Source organism: Variovorax rhizosphaerae, from assembly GCF_037889975.1.
In the GTDB taxonomy this organism is placed as follows: domain Bacteria; phylum Pseudomonadota; class Gammaproteobacteria; order Burkholderiales; family Burkholderiaceae_C; genus Variovorax; species Variovorax rhizosphaerae.
The window spans coordinates 204,149-221,478 of sequence record NZ_JBBKZT010000005.1 but is presented as its reverse complement, the minus strand read 5'-3'; the positions used below and the strand labels follow the sequence as shown (position 1 = coordinate 221,478).

20 protein-coding genes are annotated in these 17,330 nt (G+C 65.8%); 6 read left to right on the top strand and 14 right to left on the bottom strand.

What is annotated here, in order from left to right; translation table 11 throughout:
- Nucleotides 1-2 precede the first annotated feature (2 nt).
- From WKW82_RS12515 to WKW82_RS12500, 4 genes are all read right to left on the bottom strand, one after another.
- Nucleotides 3-845: a hypothetical protein gene (locus tag WKW82_RS12515; RefSeq protein WP_340342608.1), complete on the bottom strand. Its 843-nt coding sequence runs from the start codon at nucleotides 843-845 to the stop codon at nucleotides 3-5.
- Nucleotides 846-917: 72 nt separating this feature from the next.
- The gene (locus tag WKW82_RS12510) at nucleotides 918-1,982 is read right to left on the bottom strand and encodes an aldose epimerase family protein (protein ID WP_340342607.1); all 1,065 of its coding nucleotides are present in this window, start codon (nucleotides 1,980-1,982) and stop codon (nucleotides 918-920) included.
- Entirely contained in the window at nucleotides 1,979-2,617 is a 639-nt protein-coding gene (locus WKW82_RS12505; protein WP_340342606.1) for a 3-oxoacid CoA-transferase subunit B, read from the bottom strand. Before WKW82_RS12505 ends, WKW82_RS12510 begins: the two co-directional genes overlap by 4 nt.
- 1 nt (nucleotide 2,618) lies before the next feature.
- Nucleotides 2,619-3,419: a CoA transferase subunit A gene (locus WKW82_RS12500; protein WP_340342605.1), complete on the bottom strand. Its 801-nt coding sequence runs from the start codon at nucleotides 3,417-3,419 to the stop codon at nucleotides 2,619-2,621.
- A gap of 88 nt (nucleotides 3,420-3,507) precedes the next feature.
- On the opposite strand from WKW82_RS12500, the gene WKW82_RS12495 reads away from it, so the two are divergent.
- Together WKW82_RS12495 and WKW82_RS12490 are read left to right on the top strand one after the other, a co-directional pair.
- Nucleotides 3,508-4,074 (top strand): LuxR C-terminal-related transcriptional regulator, encoded by a 567-nt coding sequence (locus WKW82_RS12495; RefSeq protein WP_213953650.1) that lies wholly within the window; start codon nucleotides 3,508-3,510, stop codon nucleotides 4,072-4,074.
- A 69-nt stretch (nucleotides 4,075-4,143) separates the two neighbouring features.
- Nucleotides 4,144-5,817: an alpha/beta fold hydrolase gene (locus WKW82_RS12490; protein WP_422823466.1), complete on the top strand. Its 1,674-nt coding sequence runs from the start codon at nucleotides 4,144-4,146 to the stop codon at nucleotides 5,815-5,817.
- A gap of 22 nt (nucleotides 5,818-5,839) precedes the next feature.
- Here the strand turns inward: WKW82_RS12490 and WKW82_RS12485 are convergent, their stop codons facing one another.
- Nucleotides 5,840-6,817: a Bug family tripartite tricarboxylate transporter substrate binding protein gene (locus WKW82_RS12485; RefSeq protein WP_340342604.1), complete on the bottom strand. Its 978-nt coding sequence runs from the start codon at nucleotides 6,815-6,817 to the stop codon at nucleotides 5,840-5,842.
- Nucleotides 6,818-7,042: 225 nt separating this feature from the next.
- Between WKW82_RS12485 and WKW82_RS12480 the strand changes: the two genes are divergently transcribed.
- On the top strand, nucleotides 7,043-7,327 hold the full coding sequence (locus WKW82_RS12480; RefSeq protein ID WP_340342603.1) for a hypothetical protein: 285 nt from the start codon (nucleotides 7,043-7,045) through the stop codon (nucleotides 7,325-7,327).
- An 11-nt stretch (nucleotides 7,328-7,338) separates the two neighbouring features.
- Here WKW82_RS12480 and WKW82_RS12475 read toward each other — a convergent pair whose 3' ends face one another.
- The gene (locus WKW82_RS12475) at nucleotides 7,339-8,625 is read right to left on the bottom strand and encodes a hypothetical protein (RefSeq protein ID WP_340342602.1); all 1,287 of its coding nucleotides are present in this window, start codon (nucleotides 8,623-8,625) and stop codon (nucleotides 7,339-7,341) included.
- A gap of 68 nt (nucleotides 8,626-8,693) precedes the next feature.
- Between WKW82_RS12475 and WKW82_RS12470 the strand changes: the two genes are divergently transcribed.
- The 3 genes from WKW82_RS12470 (at nucleotide 8,694) to WKW82_RS12460 (ending at nucleotide 10,214) form a co-directional block, all read left to right on the top strand.
- Nucleotides 8,694-9,314, top strand: a complete 621-nt coding sequence (locus WKW82_RS12470) for a 2OG-Fe(II) oxygenase (protein ID WP_340342601.1) — start codon at nucleotides 8,694-8,696, stop codon at nucleotides 9,312-9,314.
- A gap of 14 nt (nucleotides 9,315-9,328) precedes the next feature.
- A complete protein-coding gene (locus WKW82_RS12465; protein WP_340342600.1) occupies nucleotides 9,329-9,925 on the top strand; it encodes a hypothetical protein in 597 nt (198 codons plus the stop codon).
- A 94-nt stretch (nucleotides 9,926-10,019) separates the two neighbouring features.
- Entirely contained in the window at nucleotides 10,020-10,214 is a 195-nt protein-coding gene (locus WKW82_RS12460; protein ID WP_340336858.1) for a hypothetical protein, read from the top strand.
- 14 nt (nucleotides 10,215-10,228) lie between these two features.
- On the opposite strand, the gene alkB is transcribed toward WKW82_RS12460, so the two are convergent.
- From alkB to WKW82_RS12420, 8 genes are all read right to left on the bottom strand, one after another.
- Nucleotides 10,229-10,870 (bottom strand): DNA oxidative demethylase AlkB, encoded by a 642-nt coding sequence (gene alkB, locus WKW82_RS12455; RefSeq protein WP_340342599.1) that lies wholly within the window; start codon nucleotides 10,868-10,870, stop codon nucleotides 10,229-10,231.
- Nucleotides 10,871-10,874: 4 nt separating this feature from the next.
- Complete coding sequence (locus WKW82_RS12450; protein ID WP_340342598.1) at nucleotides 10,875-11,561, bottom strand: 2OG-Fe(II) oxygenase; 687 nt, start codon at nucleotides 11,559-11,561, stop codon at nucleotides 10,875-10,877.
- Nucleotides 11,558-12,655, bottom strand: coding sequence for a bifunctional DNA-binding transcriptional regulator/O6-methylguanine-DNA methyltransferase Ada (gene ada / locus WKW82_RS12445; protein WP_422823465.1), 1,098 nt, complete (start codon nucleotides 12,653-12,655; stop codon nucleotides 11,558-11,560). Before ada ends, WKW82_RS12450 begins: the two co-directional genes overlap by 4 nt.
- Nucleotides 12,656-12,738: 83 nt before the next feature.
- The gene (locus WKW82_RS12440) at nucleotides 12,739-13,626 is read right to left on the bottom strand and encodes an ABC transporter permease subunit (RefSeq protein WP_340342597.1); all 888 of its coding nucleotides are present in this window, start codon (nucleotides 13,624-13,626) and stop codon (nucleotides 12,739-12,741) included.
- Entirely contained in the window at nucleotides 13,619-14,407 is a 789-nt protein-coding gene (locus WKW82_RS12435; RefSeq protein WP_340342596.1) for a taurine ABC transporter ATP-binding protein, read from the bottom strand. Before WKW82_RS12435 ends, WKW82_RS12440 begins: the two co-directional genes overlap by 8 nt.
- A gap of 26 nt (nucleotides 14,408-14,433) precedes the next feature.
- Complete coding sequence (tauA, locus tag WKW82_RS12430; protein ID WP_340342595.1) at nucleotides 14,434-15,444, bottom strand: taurine ABC transporter substrate-binding protein; 1,011 nt, start codon at nucleotides 15,442-15,444, stop codon at nucleotides 14,434-14,436.
- 200 nt (nucleotides 15,445-15,644) lie between these two features.
- Complete coding sequence (locus WKW82_RS12425; RefSeq protein ID WP_340342594.1) at nucleotides 15,645-16,568, bottom strand: dimethyl sulfoxide reductase anchor subunit family protein; 924 nt, start codon at nucleotides 16,566-16,568, stop codon at nucleotides 15,645-15,647.
- A complete protein-coding gene (locus WKW82_RS12420; protein WP_340342593.1) occupies nucleotides 16,565-17,305 on the bottom strand; it encodes a 4Fe-4S dicluster domain-containing protein in 741 nt (246 codons plus the stop codon). The genes WKW82_RS12425 and WKW82_RS12420 overlap by 4 nt, the downstream gene beginning before the upstream one ends.
- Nucleotides 17,306-17,330: the final 25 nt, after the last annotated feature.

The following is a 17,330-nucleotide window of genomic DNA, read 5'->3' as shown; positions in this document are numbered from 1 at the left end:
CGTCACCACCGGACGGTGGCGCCCACCATCGGCCCATTGAAGCGCAGGTTGTCGACCGGGGCGCCCGACTTCATGTCATACGACAGGTAGCGCCACATCGCGGTGAGTTCGATCGACTGGTAGGAATAGCTCACGCCGGCGGCAGCCTGGTACGTCAGGTGCGACTGGCCGGTCCCCGCGTCGAAATAGAAGGGCAAGGACCACCGTCCGTTGTTGCCCATCGCGTAGCGACCCTTCAAGCCGAAGATGCCGTCCCACTGCGTCTCTCCGGGCGAAGTGCTGCCAACGCGGCCGACCGGTTGCAGCGACCCGGCGTCGCCGATGACGTTCCAGCGCAGCGTGGGCTTCATGGCGAACATGCGGGCGCCAGCCAGCAGGTCCAGCGTCAGGACCGGGTCGGCCATCACGCGGTACTCGCCGCCCAGGGTCCAGACCGAGCCCTTCATGCTCAGGCTGAGGTCCGCCGCCGTGTTCGACGGCAGCGGGCCGCCGCCGAGCGAGAAATCGCGGCTGTACGGCTTGTCGCTCGCGAGGTTCAGGTTGAGGACCTCGGTGAACGCACCCCAGCGCCCGTTGTTGGCACCGAAGGAACCCGCGAAGCTGAATTTCTGGCTGTCGGCGAGCTGTCCGGCGTTGACCTGGATGCCCGGCCCGCCGGGCGAAGTCACGGCATCGACCTGTCCGCCGAGGTTCGGCAGGTAGCCATAAACCGACAAGGAATAGCGCCAGGCATTGGGATTCGCTTCGGCCGGTGCCGTCTGCGCGTCGACAAAGCCCGGCACCAGGGCGGCCAGCAAAACCGCCCCATGAATCGTCTGGTCGATCTTGAGCTTCGGGTAACTCATTTTTGCATTCAACCACGCTGGATGCGGGCTGCATAGTCCCCCAAACAGCTTGTTGATCAGGTCATGCGACCTTCAGCAAACTCCGAAGCGATGCACCGTGCTGCTGCGGAAAACCTCTCTTGGCCGAAGGGTTGTGGAAGGGAATTCCGGGTGGTTCGGCGAGTCGGGAAAGTGCTGGGTTTCCAGGCACAGGCCGTCGCTCTGCCGCCACGAAATGCCGGCGCTGCCGGCGAGGCTGCCGTCCAGGAAGTTGCCCGAATAGAACTGCACGCCCGGCTCCGTCGTCCAGACCTCCATCGCGCGGCCGGACGGGTCATGCTCGACGCGGGCGGCGAGCGACAGGCCGCCCGCATCGACAGCGGTCCGGTCCAGCACCCAGTTGTGGTCGTAGCCCTTGGCGGTGAGCAATTGCGGGTGCGATCCGCGGATGCGCTGCCCGATCGCCGTGGGCTGGCGGAAGTCGAACGGCGTGCCGGCGACATCGGCCAAGCCAGTCGGGATCAGCGTCGCATCGACCGGCGCATAGCGGCTCGCGTGGAGCGTCAGGCGGTGGTCCAGGATCGAGCCCGTGCCGCCCAGGTTGAAGTAGCCGTGATGGCTCAGGTTGACGATGGTGGGCGCGTCGCAGACCGCTTCGTAGTCGATGCGCCATTCGTTGGCTCCGGCGCCCAGCGAATAGCGCACGGTGACGCGCATTTCACCCGGGTAGCCCTCCTCGCCATCGACGCTGGTGTAGCGCAGTTCGAGCACCGTGGCGCCCTCATGCTGCACCGGTGTCATTTGCCACCAGCGCTTGCCGAAACCACGGTTGCCGCCATGCAGCGAGTTGGGGCCGTTGTTCAGCGTGACCTGGTGCTTCACGCCGTCAAGCTCGAAGCGTCCACCGGCCAGGCGGTTCGCAAAGCGCCCGACGATCGTGCCGAAGTTCGGGTTGCGCTCGACGTAGTCGGTGAGCGTCTGCAGGTCCAGCACGATGTTGCTGCTGCGCCCCTCGCGGTCGGGCACATGCAGCGCTGTCACGATGCCGCCGTAATTGATCGCCGACAGCCGAAGGCCTCGGCCGTTGTCGAGCGTGTACTCGACCACGTCCTGGCCGTCCGGCATGCGCCCGAAGGCGCGCTCGCTCAACTGGATCACTGGATGAGCTTGCAGCCCGTCTTGCCTTGCAGTTCGTCGAAGCTCACGCCGGGCGCAAGCTCCGTGACCTTCAAGCCCTCGGGCGTCACGTCCATCACCGCCAAGTCGGTGATGATGCGGTCGACCACGCCCACGCCGGTCAGCGGCAGCGTGCAGGCATCGAGGATCTTGAGGTCGGTGGTGCCGTCCTTCTTCTTCGCGACGTGCTCCATCAGGATGATCACGCGCTTGACGCCGGCCACCAGGTCCATCGCGCCGCCCATGCCCTTGACCATCTTGCCGGGAATCATCCAGTTGGCCAGGTCGCCCTGGGCGCTGACCTGCATCGCGCCGAGGATCGACAGGTTGATCTTGCCGCCGCGGATCATCGCGAAGCTGTCATGGCTGCCGAAGATCGCGCTGCCGGGCAGCGTGGTCACGGTCTGCTTGCCGGCGTTGATGAGGTCGGCGTCGACCTGGTCCTCGGTCGGAAAGGGGCCGATGCCCAGCATGCCATTCTCGCTCTGCAGCCAGACTTCCTTGTCGCCGACGAAGTTCGCCACCAGCGTGGGAATGCCGATGCCGAGGTTGACGTAGAAGCCGTCTTCGAGTTCTTGCGCCGCGCGTGCGGCCATTTGGTCTTGGGTCCAGGGCATGTCAGTTTCCTTTGATCTTGGCGGGAGCAGGCGTGTCGACGACGGCGGCCTGGGCGATCGCGGCTTGCGCCTCGACCTTGGCGGCCACCGGATCGACCGGTGCCGATGCGCTCACCGTGCGCTTCTCGATGCGCTTCTCCGGCGTCGCGTTGAGCACGATGCGGTGCACGTAGATGCCCGGCAGGTGGATGTCGTCCGGCGCCAGTTCGCCGACCTCGACGATGCGCTCCACCTCGACGATGCAGACCTTGCCGGCCATCGCCGCGGCCGGGTTGAAGTTGCGTGCCGTCAGGCGGAAGCGCAGGTTGCCGGACTTGTCGGCCACGTCGGCCTTGACCAGCGCCACGTCGGGCACCAGCGAGCGTTCCATGACGTAGGTTTCGCCGTCGAACTCGCGCAGTTCCTTGCCTTCGGCGACTTGCGTGCCGACGCCGGTCTTGGTGAAGAAGGCCGGGATGCCCGCGCCGCCCGCACGCAGCTTTTCGGCCAGCGTGCCCTGCGGCGTGAATTCCAGTTCCAGTTCGCCAGCCAGGTACTGGCGCTCGAACTCCTTGTTCTCGCCGACGTAGCTCGCGACCATCTTCCTGATCTGGCGCGTCTCCAGCAGCTTGCCGAGGCCGAAGCCATCGACGCCCGCGTTGTTGGAGATACAGGTGAGATCCTTGACGCCCGAGTCATGCAGCGCGTCGATCAGCGCCTCGGGAATGCCGCAGAGGCCGAAGCCGCCGACGGCGAGGGTCTGGCCATCGGCCACGATGCCCTTCAGCGCCGCGTCAGCGGAGGGAAAAATCTTGTTCGCCATGGCGTGGAATCCTTGGGTCGTTGGGTTGAAAAAACACGTTGGGGACTGCAGCAACGATACTACGTAGTCGCATACGTAGTAATTCGTAATGGGCACACCCGATATCGACTACCGCCTGGCCTTCGAGAACGCGCCCGTGGGCATGGTGCTGTCGCGCCATCGCACGATGGTCGACTGCAACGCACGCCTGTGCGAGATGTTCGGGGCCACGCGCGAGGCATTGATCGGCCAGTCGTTTCGCGTGCTGTACCCGAGCGTCGCCGAATTCGAGCGCATCGGCAAGCGCATGGAGCCGATCCTGAACGCCAGCGGGCGCTATGCCGACAACCGGATGATGAAACGGCTGGACGGCCCGCTGCGTGGCGAGACCTTCTGGTGCCATGTGAGCGGCCACGCACTGAACCGGGCCGCGCCGCACGAGGCCGGCATCTGGACCTTCGAGGACCTGGGCTCGCGCCGCTCCGGCAAGGCGGCGGACCTGACACCGCGGGAGCGGGAGGTGGCGGCGCATGTGATGCAGGGCATGACCTCAAAGCAGATCGGCAAGGCGCTGGGGATCAGCCACCGCACCGTGGAGTTGCACCGGGCGCGGCTGATGCGCAAGTACAGTGCGAGCACGACCGCTGAGTTGGTGCAGAAGTTGTTGGCGGGATAGATGGCCCGATCAAGTCCGCCGCAAGGCGTTGGTCGAAGGTCCCCAAGAAAATCCACGGAGGCAATCCACATGTCAAAATTTCCCGCCGCGCAGCGTGGCGCCATCGCAGCATTCGCGGCGCTCGCCATCGCAGCTCTCGCCGCCTGCTCCAGCACCGGCATGCCGCGCATCACGCGCGCAGCCCCACCGCCGACCGATTGCAAGGCCTGGGTCGGCACCGACCGCGACGCCGAGATCCCCGGCTACCAACTACCGCAATCCAGCGGCGGCATCGTCTGCGTGCCCTTCCTCCAAACCGCCAACAAGCCACCCTCCAACTACACCGGCAACGACTACTACGTCGACGAATTCACCGATGCCAAACTCAAGTCGCGCTGGGCCGCCTGCAAGGCCGACGCCGCCTGCTTCCAGCGCATCGACGCGCAGATGCAGCGCTGGCTGCCGCCCAACAAGGAGCGTGCGACGCGCTCCACTGGCGTGATCGACCCGTCCGGCAAGATCGACCCCGATGGCCTCGTCGACTTGAAGCAGATCCGCCGCCCGGCCTTCTTCGCCAAGGCGCCATACAACGAGGCCATTGCTGCCGACGAGGCCCGCACGTACACCGTCGAGTTCACCGCCCCGCGCGACGCCTTCGAGCGAATCGACCTCAACATGCGCGACCTGATCAAGCTGCGCGGCTGGTACATCGAAGGTGCGGGCGTCGACGATGGCAAGGGTGGGAAGGTGCGCGCGCTGGTCGTCATGGCGCCCGGCGGCGGCGGGCAGCTCACGGCCATCCAGCATCCGGACGAGAAGTCCTACCGCATCGACCCCGCGACCGGCAAGACGGTAGCCATCCGCTTCCCCAACGCGACGACCGAGACCATGGGCCAGCGCTGGTGGCGCGACCAGTTGCATGCGCTCAACCAGGCCGGCTTCGACGTGCTGGCCTACGACCGGCGCGGCGAGGGCCTTTCAGGCGGCTTCAGCGACACCAACACGCTGGAGCAAGGCGAGGACGTGTTCCGTGTGCTATCGCAACTCGAGAGCGGCGACGGCATGCGCATGCTGACGCCTGGCGGCCAATTGCTGGAAGGCGCGTCCGCCCGTGGCAGGCTGCTGGCCGGCATGAAAGCCGACACCATTCCGATCCTGCCGGGCGGCTATTCGCGCGGCTCGATGTCGACCGCCTGGGCCATGACGAAGAACTTCTCGGCATCGTGCAGCTTCGACATGCCGACGCCCACCTGCACGCCGGCCAAGGGGCTGAAGAACATCAAGGGTGCGATCCTGCTGTCGTCGTTCGCGAGCGGCGCGGGCTACGTGGGCGTGTCGCCCGACTTGGCCGACCGCAACCTGTTCCTGGGCGGCATGGCGGCGGACCATCACATCGTCTTCTATCCCAACTCTGCGCCGCTGGCGGGCATGGACAAATGGCCGGCCGCCTTCTTCGGCAAGGGGCTGTGGGACCGTGCCGAGACGGTGGAAGGCACGGTCGCGGCCTATGACCGCATCGGCGGCTTGAAGGAGATCGTGGTGGCGCGCGGGCCGCATTCGATCGAGACTTGGCCGGCGCAGGATTTGCGCTACTTGCAAGAGCGCATGGTCGCTTTTGCGAAGGGTGCCGTCACGGGTGCGACAAGCGTTCCGGGCGCGCGGTCATGGAACGATCTGAAGCAGCTCGTTGCCACCACGCCGGACTCATGGGAACCGTCTTCGGCACCCCGCACCGAGCCACCGAAGACGCCGCCGAATCAGTGAGCTTGCCTTCCAGCGAAGAACGTTATTGCGGCACCAGGCCCGCAGCTTTCACAAGGTCGGCATGCAAGCGGATTTCCTCCGAGATGACCTGCTTGAGAGGCTTGGCCTCATCGGCCGCAGGCTCCATCCCGATCTCCAGCAGCTTGGCCTTGGCGTCGCCCTGGAGAAGCGCCTTCACGGACTTGTTGAGCCGATCCAATATCGGTTGAGGGGTCTTCGCAGGAGCGAGCAGGCCAATCCATGCGGAAAGGAACACGCGGTCGACGCCGCCTTCGCCAAGCGTCGGGATGTTCGGTGCCGAGACAGCGCGCTTCTCGCTCAGCACGCCCAGCGGATGCAACTTGCCGGACTTGATGTGCGGAAGTGCTTCGGGCAGCGGCGCGAAGATCATGTCCACCTGCCCGCCCATCAGGTCCGTGATCGCCGGTGCGCCACCCTTGTACGGGATGTGCGTCAGCTTCGCGCCGGTGCGGCTTTCGAACAGGAGGCCCGCCAGATGCTGGGGGCTCCCGTCGCCCGACGATGCGAAGTTGAGTTTGCCGGGGCTGGCCTTGGCGGCGGCCAGCAAGTCGCCCACCGTCGCGAAGCGCGACTTGTCGCGCACCACCAGCACCATCGCCTGGTTGACCAGCTTGGTGACGGGCGTGAAGTCGGCTTCCGGGTCGTAGGGCAGCGTCTTGAAGATGCTCTTGTTGGTCGTCAGGAAGGATGCCGGCGACACCGCGAGCGTGTAGCCGTCCGGTGGCGCCTTTGCCACGACCGGCATGCCGATTTGCCCGGAGCCACCGGCACGGTTGTCGACCACGAAGGGTTGGCCCGTGTCGGTCGCCAACTGCTGGCTGACCATGCGGGCCACCATGTCCACGCTCCCACCGGCCGGGAGCGCAACCACGACCTTCACGGGGCGGCTGGGATAGCTGTCCTGCGCCGAGGCGGGCGACATGCAGATGAAGCCGGACACGGCGCAAGCTGAAACGATTGCCGAACGGATGGAAGCCATGGATGCCTTTCTTTTCACAAGAAGCCGGACCGCCACCGGCACTGCAATTGCAGGGCCCGTTGGTCACTGGCTGTTCACGCAAATTGCATGCCCCGCCGGCGCGTCAAGCCCCAGGGTCCCGACGCACCCGGCGGCAGGGTCAATGCTGGACACCCCAGGTGGCCCCTCCTAGTATCACCACTCACTCTCAGTCGATCAAACCAGTCGATCAAACTTGGGGACGCCATGAGGACCAATCCAAAGGACCTGGAGCTCGTTGAAGCGATCAAGAAGCGGTACGGGAAAGTCATCGATCTGGACAAGTCGCCGACGGCGATTCTCGAGATCATCCAAAACTACCGGCACCTCCTCGACGAAGTCGCGGGACCGGATGGCACCGGCGGTGGTCCGGGTGGCCCGCCTCCGCCACCGCCCGGTTCCACGCGCCCTGATGTGGGTACTGCGGCGGTGTTGAATCTGCTGCTCGAGTTGCAGCGCGAGGTGCGCGCCCTCAACGCAAAGGTCAAGTAGCGCAACGCTGATCAGTGATGGAGCGTGGCCTCGCGAAAACCTGCCTGCAGCAGTCGCCGGGGGATCGGCATCACGTGCAGCAGTGGCGCTCCGTAGGCCACCCGGATCGGCTCGCCCGATCGATACACCTGGAACACCGCTGGCGTCGCGTGGAACACATCCGTGGCAACGATCCCGCGCAGCACGTCGAAGCCTTCGCCATGCACACCTTCGAGCAGGCACGACCAGCCCGGCGGCGTCTGCACGAAAGCCCATGGCTTGACGAAGAAGTGCGGCTCGCCCGGCGGATGCGGGGTGAAGTACTTGGTGAAGTACAGCATCGCGCGGCGGTTCTCGCCCAGGAAGGTGGGGCCGAGCGCCTCGGCGAAGGCTCGCTCCACCTCGCGTGCGCCGGCTCGCAGCACCGACTCGTCCGGCTGCACGGCGAGGGTGTAACCGTCATAGGACGCCTCGAAGGGCACGAGGTTGGAGAAGACGATACGTGGCATCGGGCCCGTGAGGGTGTGCGCCGCCGGCCCGACGGTGATCACGCGGCAGCGCGCCGGCGCATCGCTGCAAGAGGCGCGCTCGTCAGCGACGGGAAGACTCGTCTTGCGGTACTTCCGTGTCGGCGCATCCACCTTGGCGTCGAAATAGGCCGCGTCATAGAAGGCCGCATGCGCGGCACCGATCTCCGGCGCCTGCGAGAGCGGAATCTCCTCGATGCGCGCGCCGGGTGCGACGGGCGCCACGGTGCCGATCTCGCCTTCGATGCGGAGCCGATCCGGGGCGTCCGGGCGCAGCGTGATCTCAAGCATCAGCGGCGCGAACGCACCATCGTCGGCGATGAAATATTCCTCCACTTCGAAGAAGCGGTTGCGACGGTTCGCCGTCGAGGAGACCCGGAGCCACACGCCCGCGTCGGCACGCACGCAAAGCCCGGTCCACAGATGCACACGCACCTCGCCGGGGCTCGCGCTTGCCACTTTCACGAAGTCGTCGGCGAACATCGTCGGCAGCAGCCCGTCAGCGCGAAGAATCCCTTGCGCGACAAGCCTGGGCAGCACGGCGCGATGGGCGGCCGTGAACGCTTCGCCGTAGGGAGCGGCGATCTCCACGGCCACATGCCCCAGGCTGCGTCGCAGCACGATGGGCTGGCGCAGCGTGATCTGGAACCCGAATGCGTTGCCTTCGAAGAGCGGCGCGCACGCCTGCGCCACGCGCAGCGGCACCGAGCCGCCAAGGTCGCCGCTGCGTTTCTGGAGTTGCGCCAGGCCGAGCGCGTCCAGCACCTCGAACGCCGTCACAGTCGCTTTCATGCGCCTCCGTCGATTCAGTCCCGACCGCGCAAGTATGGACTTTCGATTCCGTTCGTGGCTCGACGATCGTGCTGAACGATCCGGCACCGGTCATGATCGTGGATGACTTCGTCGGCGAAGCGGTGGTGCAGCGTTTGCTCGACTATGCGATCGCTCACGAAGCCGGGTTCCGCCCCTCAAGAGTTGCACTGGGGCATGCAAACGAGGGCTACATCGACGAAACCCACCGTGTGTCGAAAGTGAATCAGGACATCGACCCCGTCATGCCTTGGATCGAGCCCATGATCAGGAAAGCCGTCGCGGATGCAATTCCGAAACTGGGCCTCGTCAATGTCGATCAGTATTTCCTGGAGCCCGAGATCGCATGGTCCGGTGACGGTGCCTTCTTCAAGATGCATGCCGACACGCTGAGGCATCGCGCGAACCCGCGCGTCCTGACGATGGTCCTGTACTTTCACAAGGAGCCGAAGGCATTCCAGGGCGGCGAGTTGCGCCTGTACGGCTTGGGCGCGCAACCGGACAGTGGCGACGACTACCGAGAGATCGAGCCGCGATGGGACAGGGCCGTCTTTTTTCCCTCGTGGTTTCCGCATGAGGTGCTGCCTGTGCGTTGCCGCAGCGCTTCGTTCGAAGATGGGCGGTTCGCGCTCAACTGTTGGGTGCACAGGACGTCGGGGAACGGAACGTGACGACCTTGTCGGACATGAAAACCAGCGCCGTCGAGTTCGCGGAAAAATGGTATGTCGTCGAGCGGGCCGTCATCGACGCTGATGCCGTGGCCTTCCATCGCGAGCATGTGCTGGCCCGCGCCGACAACGACAGGATTGCGCCCGGTGATGCCCAGGTCCGTGACGCGCCGGTTGCCTACGGCGATCCGCTCACGGAAGTGCTTCTGGAGAGTTTGCGCGCCGTTGTGGAGCGCGCGACCGGATTGCGACTGTGGCCGACCTATTCGTACTTCCGCGTCTACAAGCGAGGCAGCCTGCTCAGGGCGCATGTGGATCGACCGGCCTGTGAAATCAGCATGAGCGTCAATTTAGGCATGGATGCGGACGCGCAGTGGCCCCTCCGGATCGCAGGGCCGACGGGCATTGCATCGGTGTCGCTCGATCCGGGCGACGGGCTGATCTACCGTGGATGCGATTGCTATCACTGGCGAGAACCTTTCGAGGGCGATCGACTGGCGCAGGTCTTCCTGCACTATGTCGATCGGAACGGGCCAAACGCCGAATGGAAATTCGACAAGCGGGCCCGCCTTTCCGGTTCATTGGAAATGGGCTCGACCGACCATTTTGATTAACCGCCGCGCCCCTGTTCGGTGCGCAACTGGACGAATCAACACATGGGGAAATGACCTACAGAAATACCCCTTGCATCGGACCAATATGAGTGGCATGACACACACCAAACTCATCGTTCGGGAGCCTGTCGCAGGCTCGTACTTCTGGGCTTTGATCGAGTCCGACGCCAAGGGCGAATCGGTACGCGACGTCGAGACGTCCGAGAAGGATTTCGATTCATATGAAGCGGCGCTTGCGGCCGGCACGCGGGCGTTGAAACGCCTGGTCGAGCGCGAGCACGCGCACTGACCTCACAGTGCAAATCAACCGGCCTTGCGAAAGGTCAGGTTGATGCGGCAGCGTCCGGTCGACGGATGCTCGCCATCTTTCAGCGGCAGGATGCCGTGGTGGTTGAGCCTTGCCGGGCCGCCCCACACGACCACATCGCCGTGCACGAGCGGCAGGCGCATCGACTTGTCTTTACGCTGCAGGCCACCGAAGAGGAGCACGGCCGGCAGGCCCAGTGATACCGAGACGATCGGATGACCGTAGTCGCGTTCGTCGCGGTCCTGGTGCAGCGACAGGCGTGCGCCGGGTTCATAGCGATTGACGAGACAGGCATCGGGCTCGAAGCCAGCGAAGCCTGCCGCATTGGCCGCTTCACTTGCAAGTTCGCGGAACGCCTGCGGCATCGCCGGCCAAGACTTGCCGGCGACAGGATCGATGGCGTCGTAGCGATAGCCCGTGCGATCGCTGACCCAGCCGAGCGGTCCGCAATTGGTCATGGCCACCGACATCCGGAAGCCACCCGGTGTGATCATGTGGCGCCACGGTGACGCCGCCAACACACCGTCCAACGCGGCGCGCAGCCTGGGCGCTTGGTCGCCGGCGAAGCCTCGCAGCAACACGGCCCCCGGCACGATGGGCAGTGCCAATCCTTGCTCGGCTTCGAACAGGTCGCGCATGGCTTCAGGCCGCGTCGTGGAAGATGATGCCGGCCGTGTGCCGATGGCCCGAGCGCACGCGGCTCACGCCGTGCCGAAGGTTGACACGATACGGTCCGCGCGTACCCTGCACCGGCCGGTGATGAACGGCAATGATGGCCGCATCGCCTTGCTTCAATGGAAGGACGATGGGACGCGACTGCATGCGCGGCCGTTGCTCGGTCATGACGAATTCTCCACCGGTGAAATCGCGGCCGGGTTCCGAGAGCAAGACCACCACCTGCAGCGGGAACACATGCTCGCCGTAGAGATCCTGGTGCAGGCAGTTGTAGTCGCCCTCCCCGTACTGCAGCAGCAATGGCGTCGGCCTGGCTTGGCCGGCCGCATGACAGCGCGCAAGGAACTCCTCATGCGTCGGCGGGAAGCGCACGTCGATGCCCATGGCCTGGTGCCAGCGGTTGGCGATCGGCACGAGTCTCGGGTAGAAGGCTTCGCGCAGGCGCGCCACCAGCAGCGGCAAGGGATAGGCGAGGTACTTGTATTCGCCGCTGCCGAAGCCGTGGCGCGCCATCACGACGCGGCTGCGGAACAGCTCATCCCGTGCATAGAGGGCCGCCAGCGCCTCGCACTGCGCGGGCTTCAGCACACCCTCGATGATGGCGTGGCCCTCCGCGTCGAGCGATTGCCCGACGGCCTCCCAGTCCACCTTCATGCGACGGCCTCGTGCTCGCGCTCCAGCAGCGCACGCTTGCGCTCGACGCCCCAGCGGTAGCCGGACAGCGCGCCATCGCTGCGCACCACGCGATGGCACGGGATCGCGATCGCCAGCGTGTTGGCGCCGCAGGCCTGGGCTACCGCGCGATGCGAATTCGGCGCGCCGATGCGGGCGGCAATGTCCGAATAGCTCACCGTTTCGCCGACCGGCACCGTGCGCAAGGCTTGCCAGACGCGTTGCTGGAACGCTGTGCCGCGCACGTCCAGCGGCAGGTCGAGCCCGTGTCCAGGCGCCTCGACAAGGCCGACCACCTGCGCCACCAAGCTGTCGAATTCCGGGTCGTCGCCGATCAGCCGCGCCTGCGGAAATCGGTCCTGCAGGGCACGTGCGAGTTGGTCCGGATCGTCACCCAGTTCGATCGCACACACGCCGCGCCCGCTGCGCGCCACGAGGATCGCGCCGAGCGAGCATTGACCGATGGCGAAGCGGATGTCGGTATCAGCACCGCCGGCCTTGAAGGCGCTCGGGGTCATGCCCAGCACATGGTCCGACTCCTCGTAGAAGCGGCTGTTGGCGTTGTAGCCGGCGTCGTAGATGGCGTCCGTCACCGTGTCGCTGCGGCCCAGGGCTTCCCGCACGCGGCTGGCGCGGTGCGCTGTGGCATAGGCCTTCGGCGTGACGCCGGTCACCGACTTGAACAGGCGATGCAGGTGCCAGTTGCTCATCCCGGCACGCTGCGCCAACTCGTCGAGAGAGGGCACCTGTTCCGCGCTCTCGATGAAGCGGCACAGGTCGGCAATCATCTCGACCTGCCTTTCGGCGCGCGGCGGCTGGTCGGGCTTGCAGCGCTTGCAGGGCCGGAACCCAGCGCGTTCGGCCTCGGCCGTGTTCTCGTAGAAGGCCACGTTCTCCGGCCGTGCCAGGCGTGCGCCGCACGAAGGCCGGCAGTACACGCCAGTGGTTTTCACCGAATAAAAGAACTGCCCGTCGAAACGGCCGTCGCGCGCCTGGACCGCGGCCCAGCGCGGGTCGTTGACGGTGGCTGCGGCCTGCAGTTCAGTCGGGGTCATCATCATGTTCATCTTGCCCATCCTTTCGTTCCTGAGTGGATGGGGATGACTTTAGGCAATGGCTCCGAATGCGGCACTCCGCCGCTTGCTTTCGAATTCGCTTTCTACATCCGCCCCTTCCAAGGCACCACCTTGCGCTCCACCCACCGCATCAGCAGATCAAACAGGTAGGCCACCACGCCGATCACGATGATCCCCATGATCACGATGTCGGTGCGCAGGAAGTTCGACGCGTTCAACACCATTTGCCCCAGGCCCATGTTGGCCGCGACCATCTCCGCCGCAACCAGCGTGGTCCAGCCGAAGCCGATGGCGATGCGCATGCCGATCAGGATGTCGGGCATGGCCGAGGGCAGGATCACGTGGCGGATCACCTGCATGTAGCTCGCGCCCATCGAGTAGGCCGCGTTGATCTGCTCCTGCGATGCGCTGCGCATGCCGGCGCGGGCCGCGAGCGCGAGGGGCGCGAAGCAGCTCAGGAAGATCAGCAGGATCTTGGGTGTCTCGTCGATGCCGAACCAGATGATGATGAGCGGCAGGTAGGCCAGCGGCGGCAGCGGGCGGTAGAACTCCAGCGGAGGGTCGAAGATGCCGCGCACCACGCGGCTCATGCCCATCGCGATGCCGATCGGGATCGCGGTGATGCAGGCGAGGAAGAAGGCCGAGAACACGCGGAACATGCTGGCCAGGAAGTGCTGCCACAGCGGCTTGTCGTTGGCCTGCCCGGTGAGGTATTCGTAGAACTGCTGGAACACGGCCTGCGGCGTCGGCAGGAACAAGGGCTTGACCCAGCCGACGTTGGTGGCGATGGCCCACAGCACCAGCAGCACCACGACCGTGACCACGCTGATGACCACGCTGGAGCCCTCCCCCGGCACCTTGAAGGCGCTGGTCTTGAGCTTGCCGCCAGCCGCCGCGACGACGGGCGCCGCCGGCGGCGCGGAGGAAGAAGGCGACACCACGACGGGCGAGGCAATGGTCACGTCAGGCATGCGCCACCTCCCGGTGATGAATGATGGCCAGCACTTCCTCACGCATGCGGATGAACTCCGGCTCCGACTTGACCTTGCGCGCGTCGCCATGCGCGAGGAACTGGCGCGAGAACGGCACGTCCTCATAGACATGCGAGATGCGGCCGGGGCTCGGGCTCATCACGATCAGCCGCGTGCCGAGGAACAGCGCCTCCTCCACCGAATGCGTGATGAAGAAGACCATCTTCTGCGCCTTGGCCCAGGCCTGAAGCAGGATCTCCTGCACCGTCTCGCGGGTGAAGGCATCGAGCGCGCCCATGGGTTCGTCCATGAGCAGCACCGCCGGGTCGCTGGCCAGCGCGCGGGCGATGCCGACGCGCTGCTGCATGCCGCCAGACAATTCGTAGACGGCGCGGTCGGCGTACTTCTCGAGGCTGACGAGGCGCAGCTTGGCCAAGGCGATCGCATCGCGCTCAGCCTTGCCCACGCCGGTGAAGCGCAGGCCCAGGGCCACGTTCTCGCGCACGTTGAGCCAGGGCATCAACGCATGCTTCTGGAAGACCACGCCGCGATCGGCACCCGGGCCGGTCACCGGTGCGCCGTCGAGCAGGATCTCGCCGCTGGACGGCGGCAGGAAGCCCGCAATGCAATTCAGCAGCGTGCTCTTGCCGCAGCCCGATGCGCCCAGCGCAACCGTGAAGTCGCCGCCGCGCATCGTCAGGTTGACGGGCGCAAGCGCCTGCAGCGTGCCGCCCTTGATGGCGTAGTTGACCGTCAGGTCGCGGATGTCGAGGGTCGGCATGCGGGCTCCTTTGTGAGTGCGAAAGCCTACTTGGCGGCCATCGCCTTCTGCACGTAGGTCGTGGTCACGAAGGCGCTGTAGTCGGGCTTGACCTCCTGTACGCGGCCCTGCTCCTTCAAGAAGGCAGCAGTGTTCGCCATGGCCTTGGCCGCGCCGCCGCCAAGCCAGGTCGGTGACAGTTGCTCGGCATAGGTCGGGAAGGTGTAGAGCGCCATAGCGGGACCGACGTCGGCCGGGTTGGCCTTGGTCCACTTGGCCATGGCCTTGGTCTGCGCGGAGTCGGCCGTCCAGGTCTTGCCGGTGGCCTTGTATTCCTCGTTCGCTCGGTTCAGCGCCTTGACGAAGGCGATCATGAAGGGCTCGTTGGCCTCGGCCCACTTGGCATTGACGACGATGCCCTCGAAGGTCGGCGCGCCCTTCTTGCCGATGCTGCCGGAGGTGGCGATGACCTTGCCGTTGCCCTTGATCTTCGACAGCACCGGATCCCAGATGAAGGTCGCGTCGATGTCGCCGCGCTCCCAGGCGGCGGCGATCTCGGGCGGGCGCATGTTCATGACGTTGACGCTCTTGGCATCGACGCCGTCCATCTTCATGCCGGCCATGAGCTGGTAGTGCGCGGTCGACACGAAGGGCGTGGCGACCTTCTTGCCTTGCAGGTCCTTCATGCTGCTGATGTTGGAGCCGTTGCGGGCGACCAGGGCTTCTGCGTCGGCAATGTCGGCCGAGATCCAGAACAGCTTGATGTCCTGGCCCTGGCTGGCCGCGGCCGTCAACGGGCTGGAGCCGGTCTCGCCCATCTGCACGTCACCCGAGGCCATCGCGCGGATCACGTCGCCGCCACCGTTGAACATGCGCCAGTTGATCTTGTAGCCGGTGGCCTTCTCGACCTCGCCGGACTCCATCACCAGGCGCAGCGGCACCAGCATGTCCTGGTGGGCGAAGGTGACTTCCTTGGCCTGTGCGAAGGCGCCGCCGCTCACGATGCAGGCGGCCGCCAGCGTCGAGAGTTGCAGGGTGAGGCGACGTGACATGTTCATCTGAAAACTCCTGTGAATGGACCGAAGCACTTTGCTCCCATCGACGGCGGCCACAAAGTGCCAGCGCCGTTCGGGCAATGGAGCCAGCCGATGGGGACTTACCCTTGCAGTTGGTGCATGCCGCACGCAACAGGTGCGGGCCGCACCGTGCGACACGAAGGGCAAACGAAAGCATGACACGTTTTGCGCGTCGGCGCGGCTTACGACACGACTTGGTAGTACAGGTTCTGCGGGTGCCTGGCCTGCGCGAAGAAGAACCAGCGGTCCGCGAACAGGCCCGGCACCTGCACCAGCAGCGCAAGGACGAAGGCCGCCCCTGACGCCGTGGCCACACCCCACAGCATCAGCACCGTCGGCAGCGCGAAGCCCAGCACGATCAACGCCAGCCTGACCTTCTTCAGCGCCGCCTGTCCGGCCTTGTGGAAGAACTCGCGCGTGTTGAACGAGCCGGCCGACATGCCCATCGATTTCTGCACCAGCTTGCTCGCGCGGATGCCGGTGGCCGATTGCAGCGTGGACTTGGGCCTGAGCGCGGCATTGCGGCGCAGCGCGAGGGTGCGGGTGATCCATGCGGCAACGGTCACGGCCAGCGCGGCGGGGCCGGTCGCAGCGAGGACGTGCGGCTGATCGAGCATTGCGGCGAGCGCGCTCGACAGGATCAGGCCGGACGACAAGCCGGTGAGCGTGAAGTTGACGAGCGTCAGCGGCTGCGCCCACTCCTGGATGAAGCGCAGGCAGGCGTAGATCATCGCGGTGCAGTACCAGAGCAGCGCGGCACATGCGACGGCGACGAGCGGCAGCAGCACGCCATCATTGCCGGCGCGCAACGCCAGCCACCACAGCCCGACCACGACGATGAACGCCGGCAGCACGATCACTTCGCGAGACAGCCAGGAGGTGCGCCACATCAGCACCGCACGCCAGGCGCGCTCGGGCCGGCCGAGGTGGGCGAAGGAGGCGCCGAGGCCCACGAGCAGCATCGCTTCCGCGACGATCAGCGCATCGCTCATGAACGACGGCGCCACCGCCACGCCGGCCAGCCTTGCGAGGGCCAGCGCCACCACCAGGCCCTGCGCCGCGCCAGCGATGGTCGTGAAGATGACGACCGAAAACGCCGGGTTCATGCCTGGCCTCCGATCGTGGGTTGCACCTTCGACGCATCGCCAACCGCCTCGGTCACGCGCCGCGGCAGGTACTGGTTGGCCGGGCTGGTTTCCCACTCAGGCATGAGCGCGTAGCCGCCGCGCTCGCGGATGGCCTTCGACGCCTCGGAGTTCGGGTCCTTCACATCGCCGAAGATCCGCGCGCCGGTCGGGCAGGCCTTGACGCAGGCGGGCTTGCGGTCCTCTTTCGGCAGCTTCTCGTCGTAGATGCGGTCGACGCAGAGCGTGCACTTGGTCATCACCTGCCGCTCCTCGTCGAGTTCGCGCGCACCGTAAGGACAGGCCCAGGCGCAGTACTTGCAGCCGATGCACTTGTCGTAGTCGACCAGCACGATGCCGTCTTCCTTGCGCTTGTAGCTGGCGCCCGTGGGGCACACCGGGACGCAAGGCGGGTCTTCGCAGTGCAGGCAGCTCTTGGGGAAGTGGATGGTTTCAGTCAGGGGGTACGCGCCGGCCTCGTAGGTCTGCACGCGGTTGAAGAAGGTCCCGGTGGGATCGGCGCCGTAGGGGTTGAGGTCGGCCAGCGCGCCGGCGCTGCCGGAGGTGTTCCACTGCTTGCAGGAGGTGACGCAGGCGTGGCAGCCGACGCAGACGTTGAGGTCGATGACGAGGGCGAGTTGCTTGGCCAGCGTATCGCCCGGCTCCCAGCGGACTTCACTCCCTCTCCCGCGCGCGGGAGAGGGTTGGGGTGAGGGCATGGGGCCTTTCATGGCGACTGCGGCC

Excerpts from the sequence above, each read along its gene's own strand:
- alkB (WP_340342599.1), bottom strand. The coding sequence starts at position 10,870 with ATGCGCGACCTGTTCGAAGCCGAGCAAGGATTGGCACTGCCCATCGTG.
- WKW82_RS12505 (WP_340342606.1), bottom strand. The coding sequence starts at position 2,617 with ATGCCCTGGACCCAAGACCAAATGGCCGCACGCGCGGCGCAAGAACTC.
- WKW82_RS12490 (WP_422823466.1), top strand. The coding sequence starts at position 4,144 with ATGTCAAAATTTCCCGCCGCGCAGCGTGGCGCCATCGCAGCATTCGCG.
- WKW82_RS12465 (WP_340342600.1), top strand. The coding sequence starts at position 9,329 with ATGAAAACCAGCGCCGTCGAGTTCGCGGAAAAATGGTATGTCGTCGAG.
- WKW82_RS12485 (WP_340342604.1), bottom strand. The coding sequence starts at position 6,817 with ATGGCTTCCATCCGTTCGGCAATCGTTTCAGCTTGCGCCGTGTCCGGC.
- WKW82_RS12450 (WP_340342598.1), bottom strand. The coding sequence starts at position 11,561 with ATGAAGGTGGACTGGGAGGCCGTCGGGCAATCGCTCGACGCGGAGGGC.
- WKW82_RS12515 (WP_340342608.1), bottom strand. The coding sequence starts at position 845 with ATGAGTTACCCGAAGCTCAAGATCGACCAGACGATTCATGGGGCGGTT.
- WKW82_RS12475 (WP_340342602.1), bottom strand. The coding sequence starts at position 8,625 with ATGAAAGCGACTGTGACGGCGTTCGAGGTGCTGGACGCGCTCGGCCTG.
- WKW82_RS12440 (WP_340342597.1), bottom strand. The coding sequence starts at position 13,626 with ATGCCTGACGTGACCATTGCCTCGCCCGTCGTGGTGTCGCCTTCTTCC.
- WKW82_RS12435 (WP_340342596.1), bottom strand. The coding sequence starts at position 14,407 with ATGCCGACCCTCGACATCCGCGACCTGACGGTCAACTACGCCATCAAG.
- WKW82_RS12420 (WP_340342593.1), bottom strand. The coding sequence starts at position 17,305 with ATGCCCTCACCCCAACCCTCTCCCGCGCGCGGGAGAGGGAGTGAAGTC.
- WKW82_RS12495 (WP_213953650.1), top strand. The coding sequence starts at position 3,508 with ATGGGCACACCCGATATCGACTACCGCCTGGCCTTCGAGAACGCGCCC.
- WKW82_RS12460 (WP_340336858.1), top strand. The coding sequence starts at position 10,020 with ATGACACACACCAAACTCATCGTTCGGGAGCCTGTCGCAGGCTCGTAC.
- WKW82_RS12425 (WP_340342594.1), bottom strand. The coding sequence starts at position 16,568 with ATGAACCCGGCGTTTTCGGTCGTCATCTTCACGACCATCGCTGGCGCG.
- ada (WP_422823465.1), bottom strand. The coding sequence starts at position 12,655 with ATGGGCAAGATGAACATGATGATGACCCCGACTGAACTGCAGGCCGCA.
- WKW82_RS12480 (WP_340342603.1), top strand. The coding sequence starts at position 7,043 with ATGAGGACCAATCCAAAGGACCTGGAGCTCGTTGAAGCGATCAAGAAG.
- tauA (WP_340342595.1), bottom strand. The coding sequence starts at position 15,444 with ATGAACATGTCACGTCGCCTCACCCTGCAACTCTCGACGCTGGCGGCC.
- WKW82_RS12500 (WP_340342605.1), bottom strand. The coding sequence starts at position 3,419 with ATGGCGAACAAGATTTTTCCCTCCGCTGACGCGGCGCTGAAGGGCATC.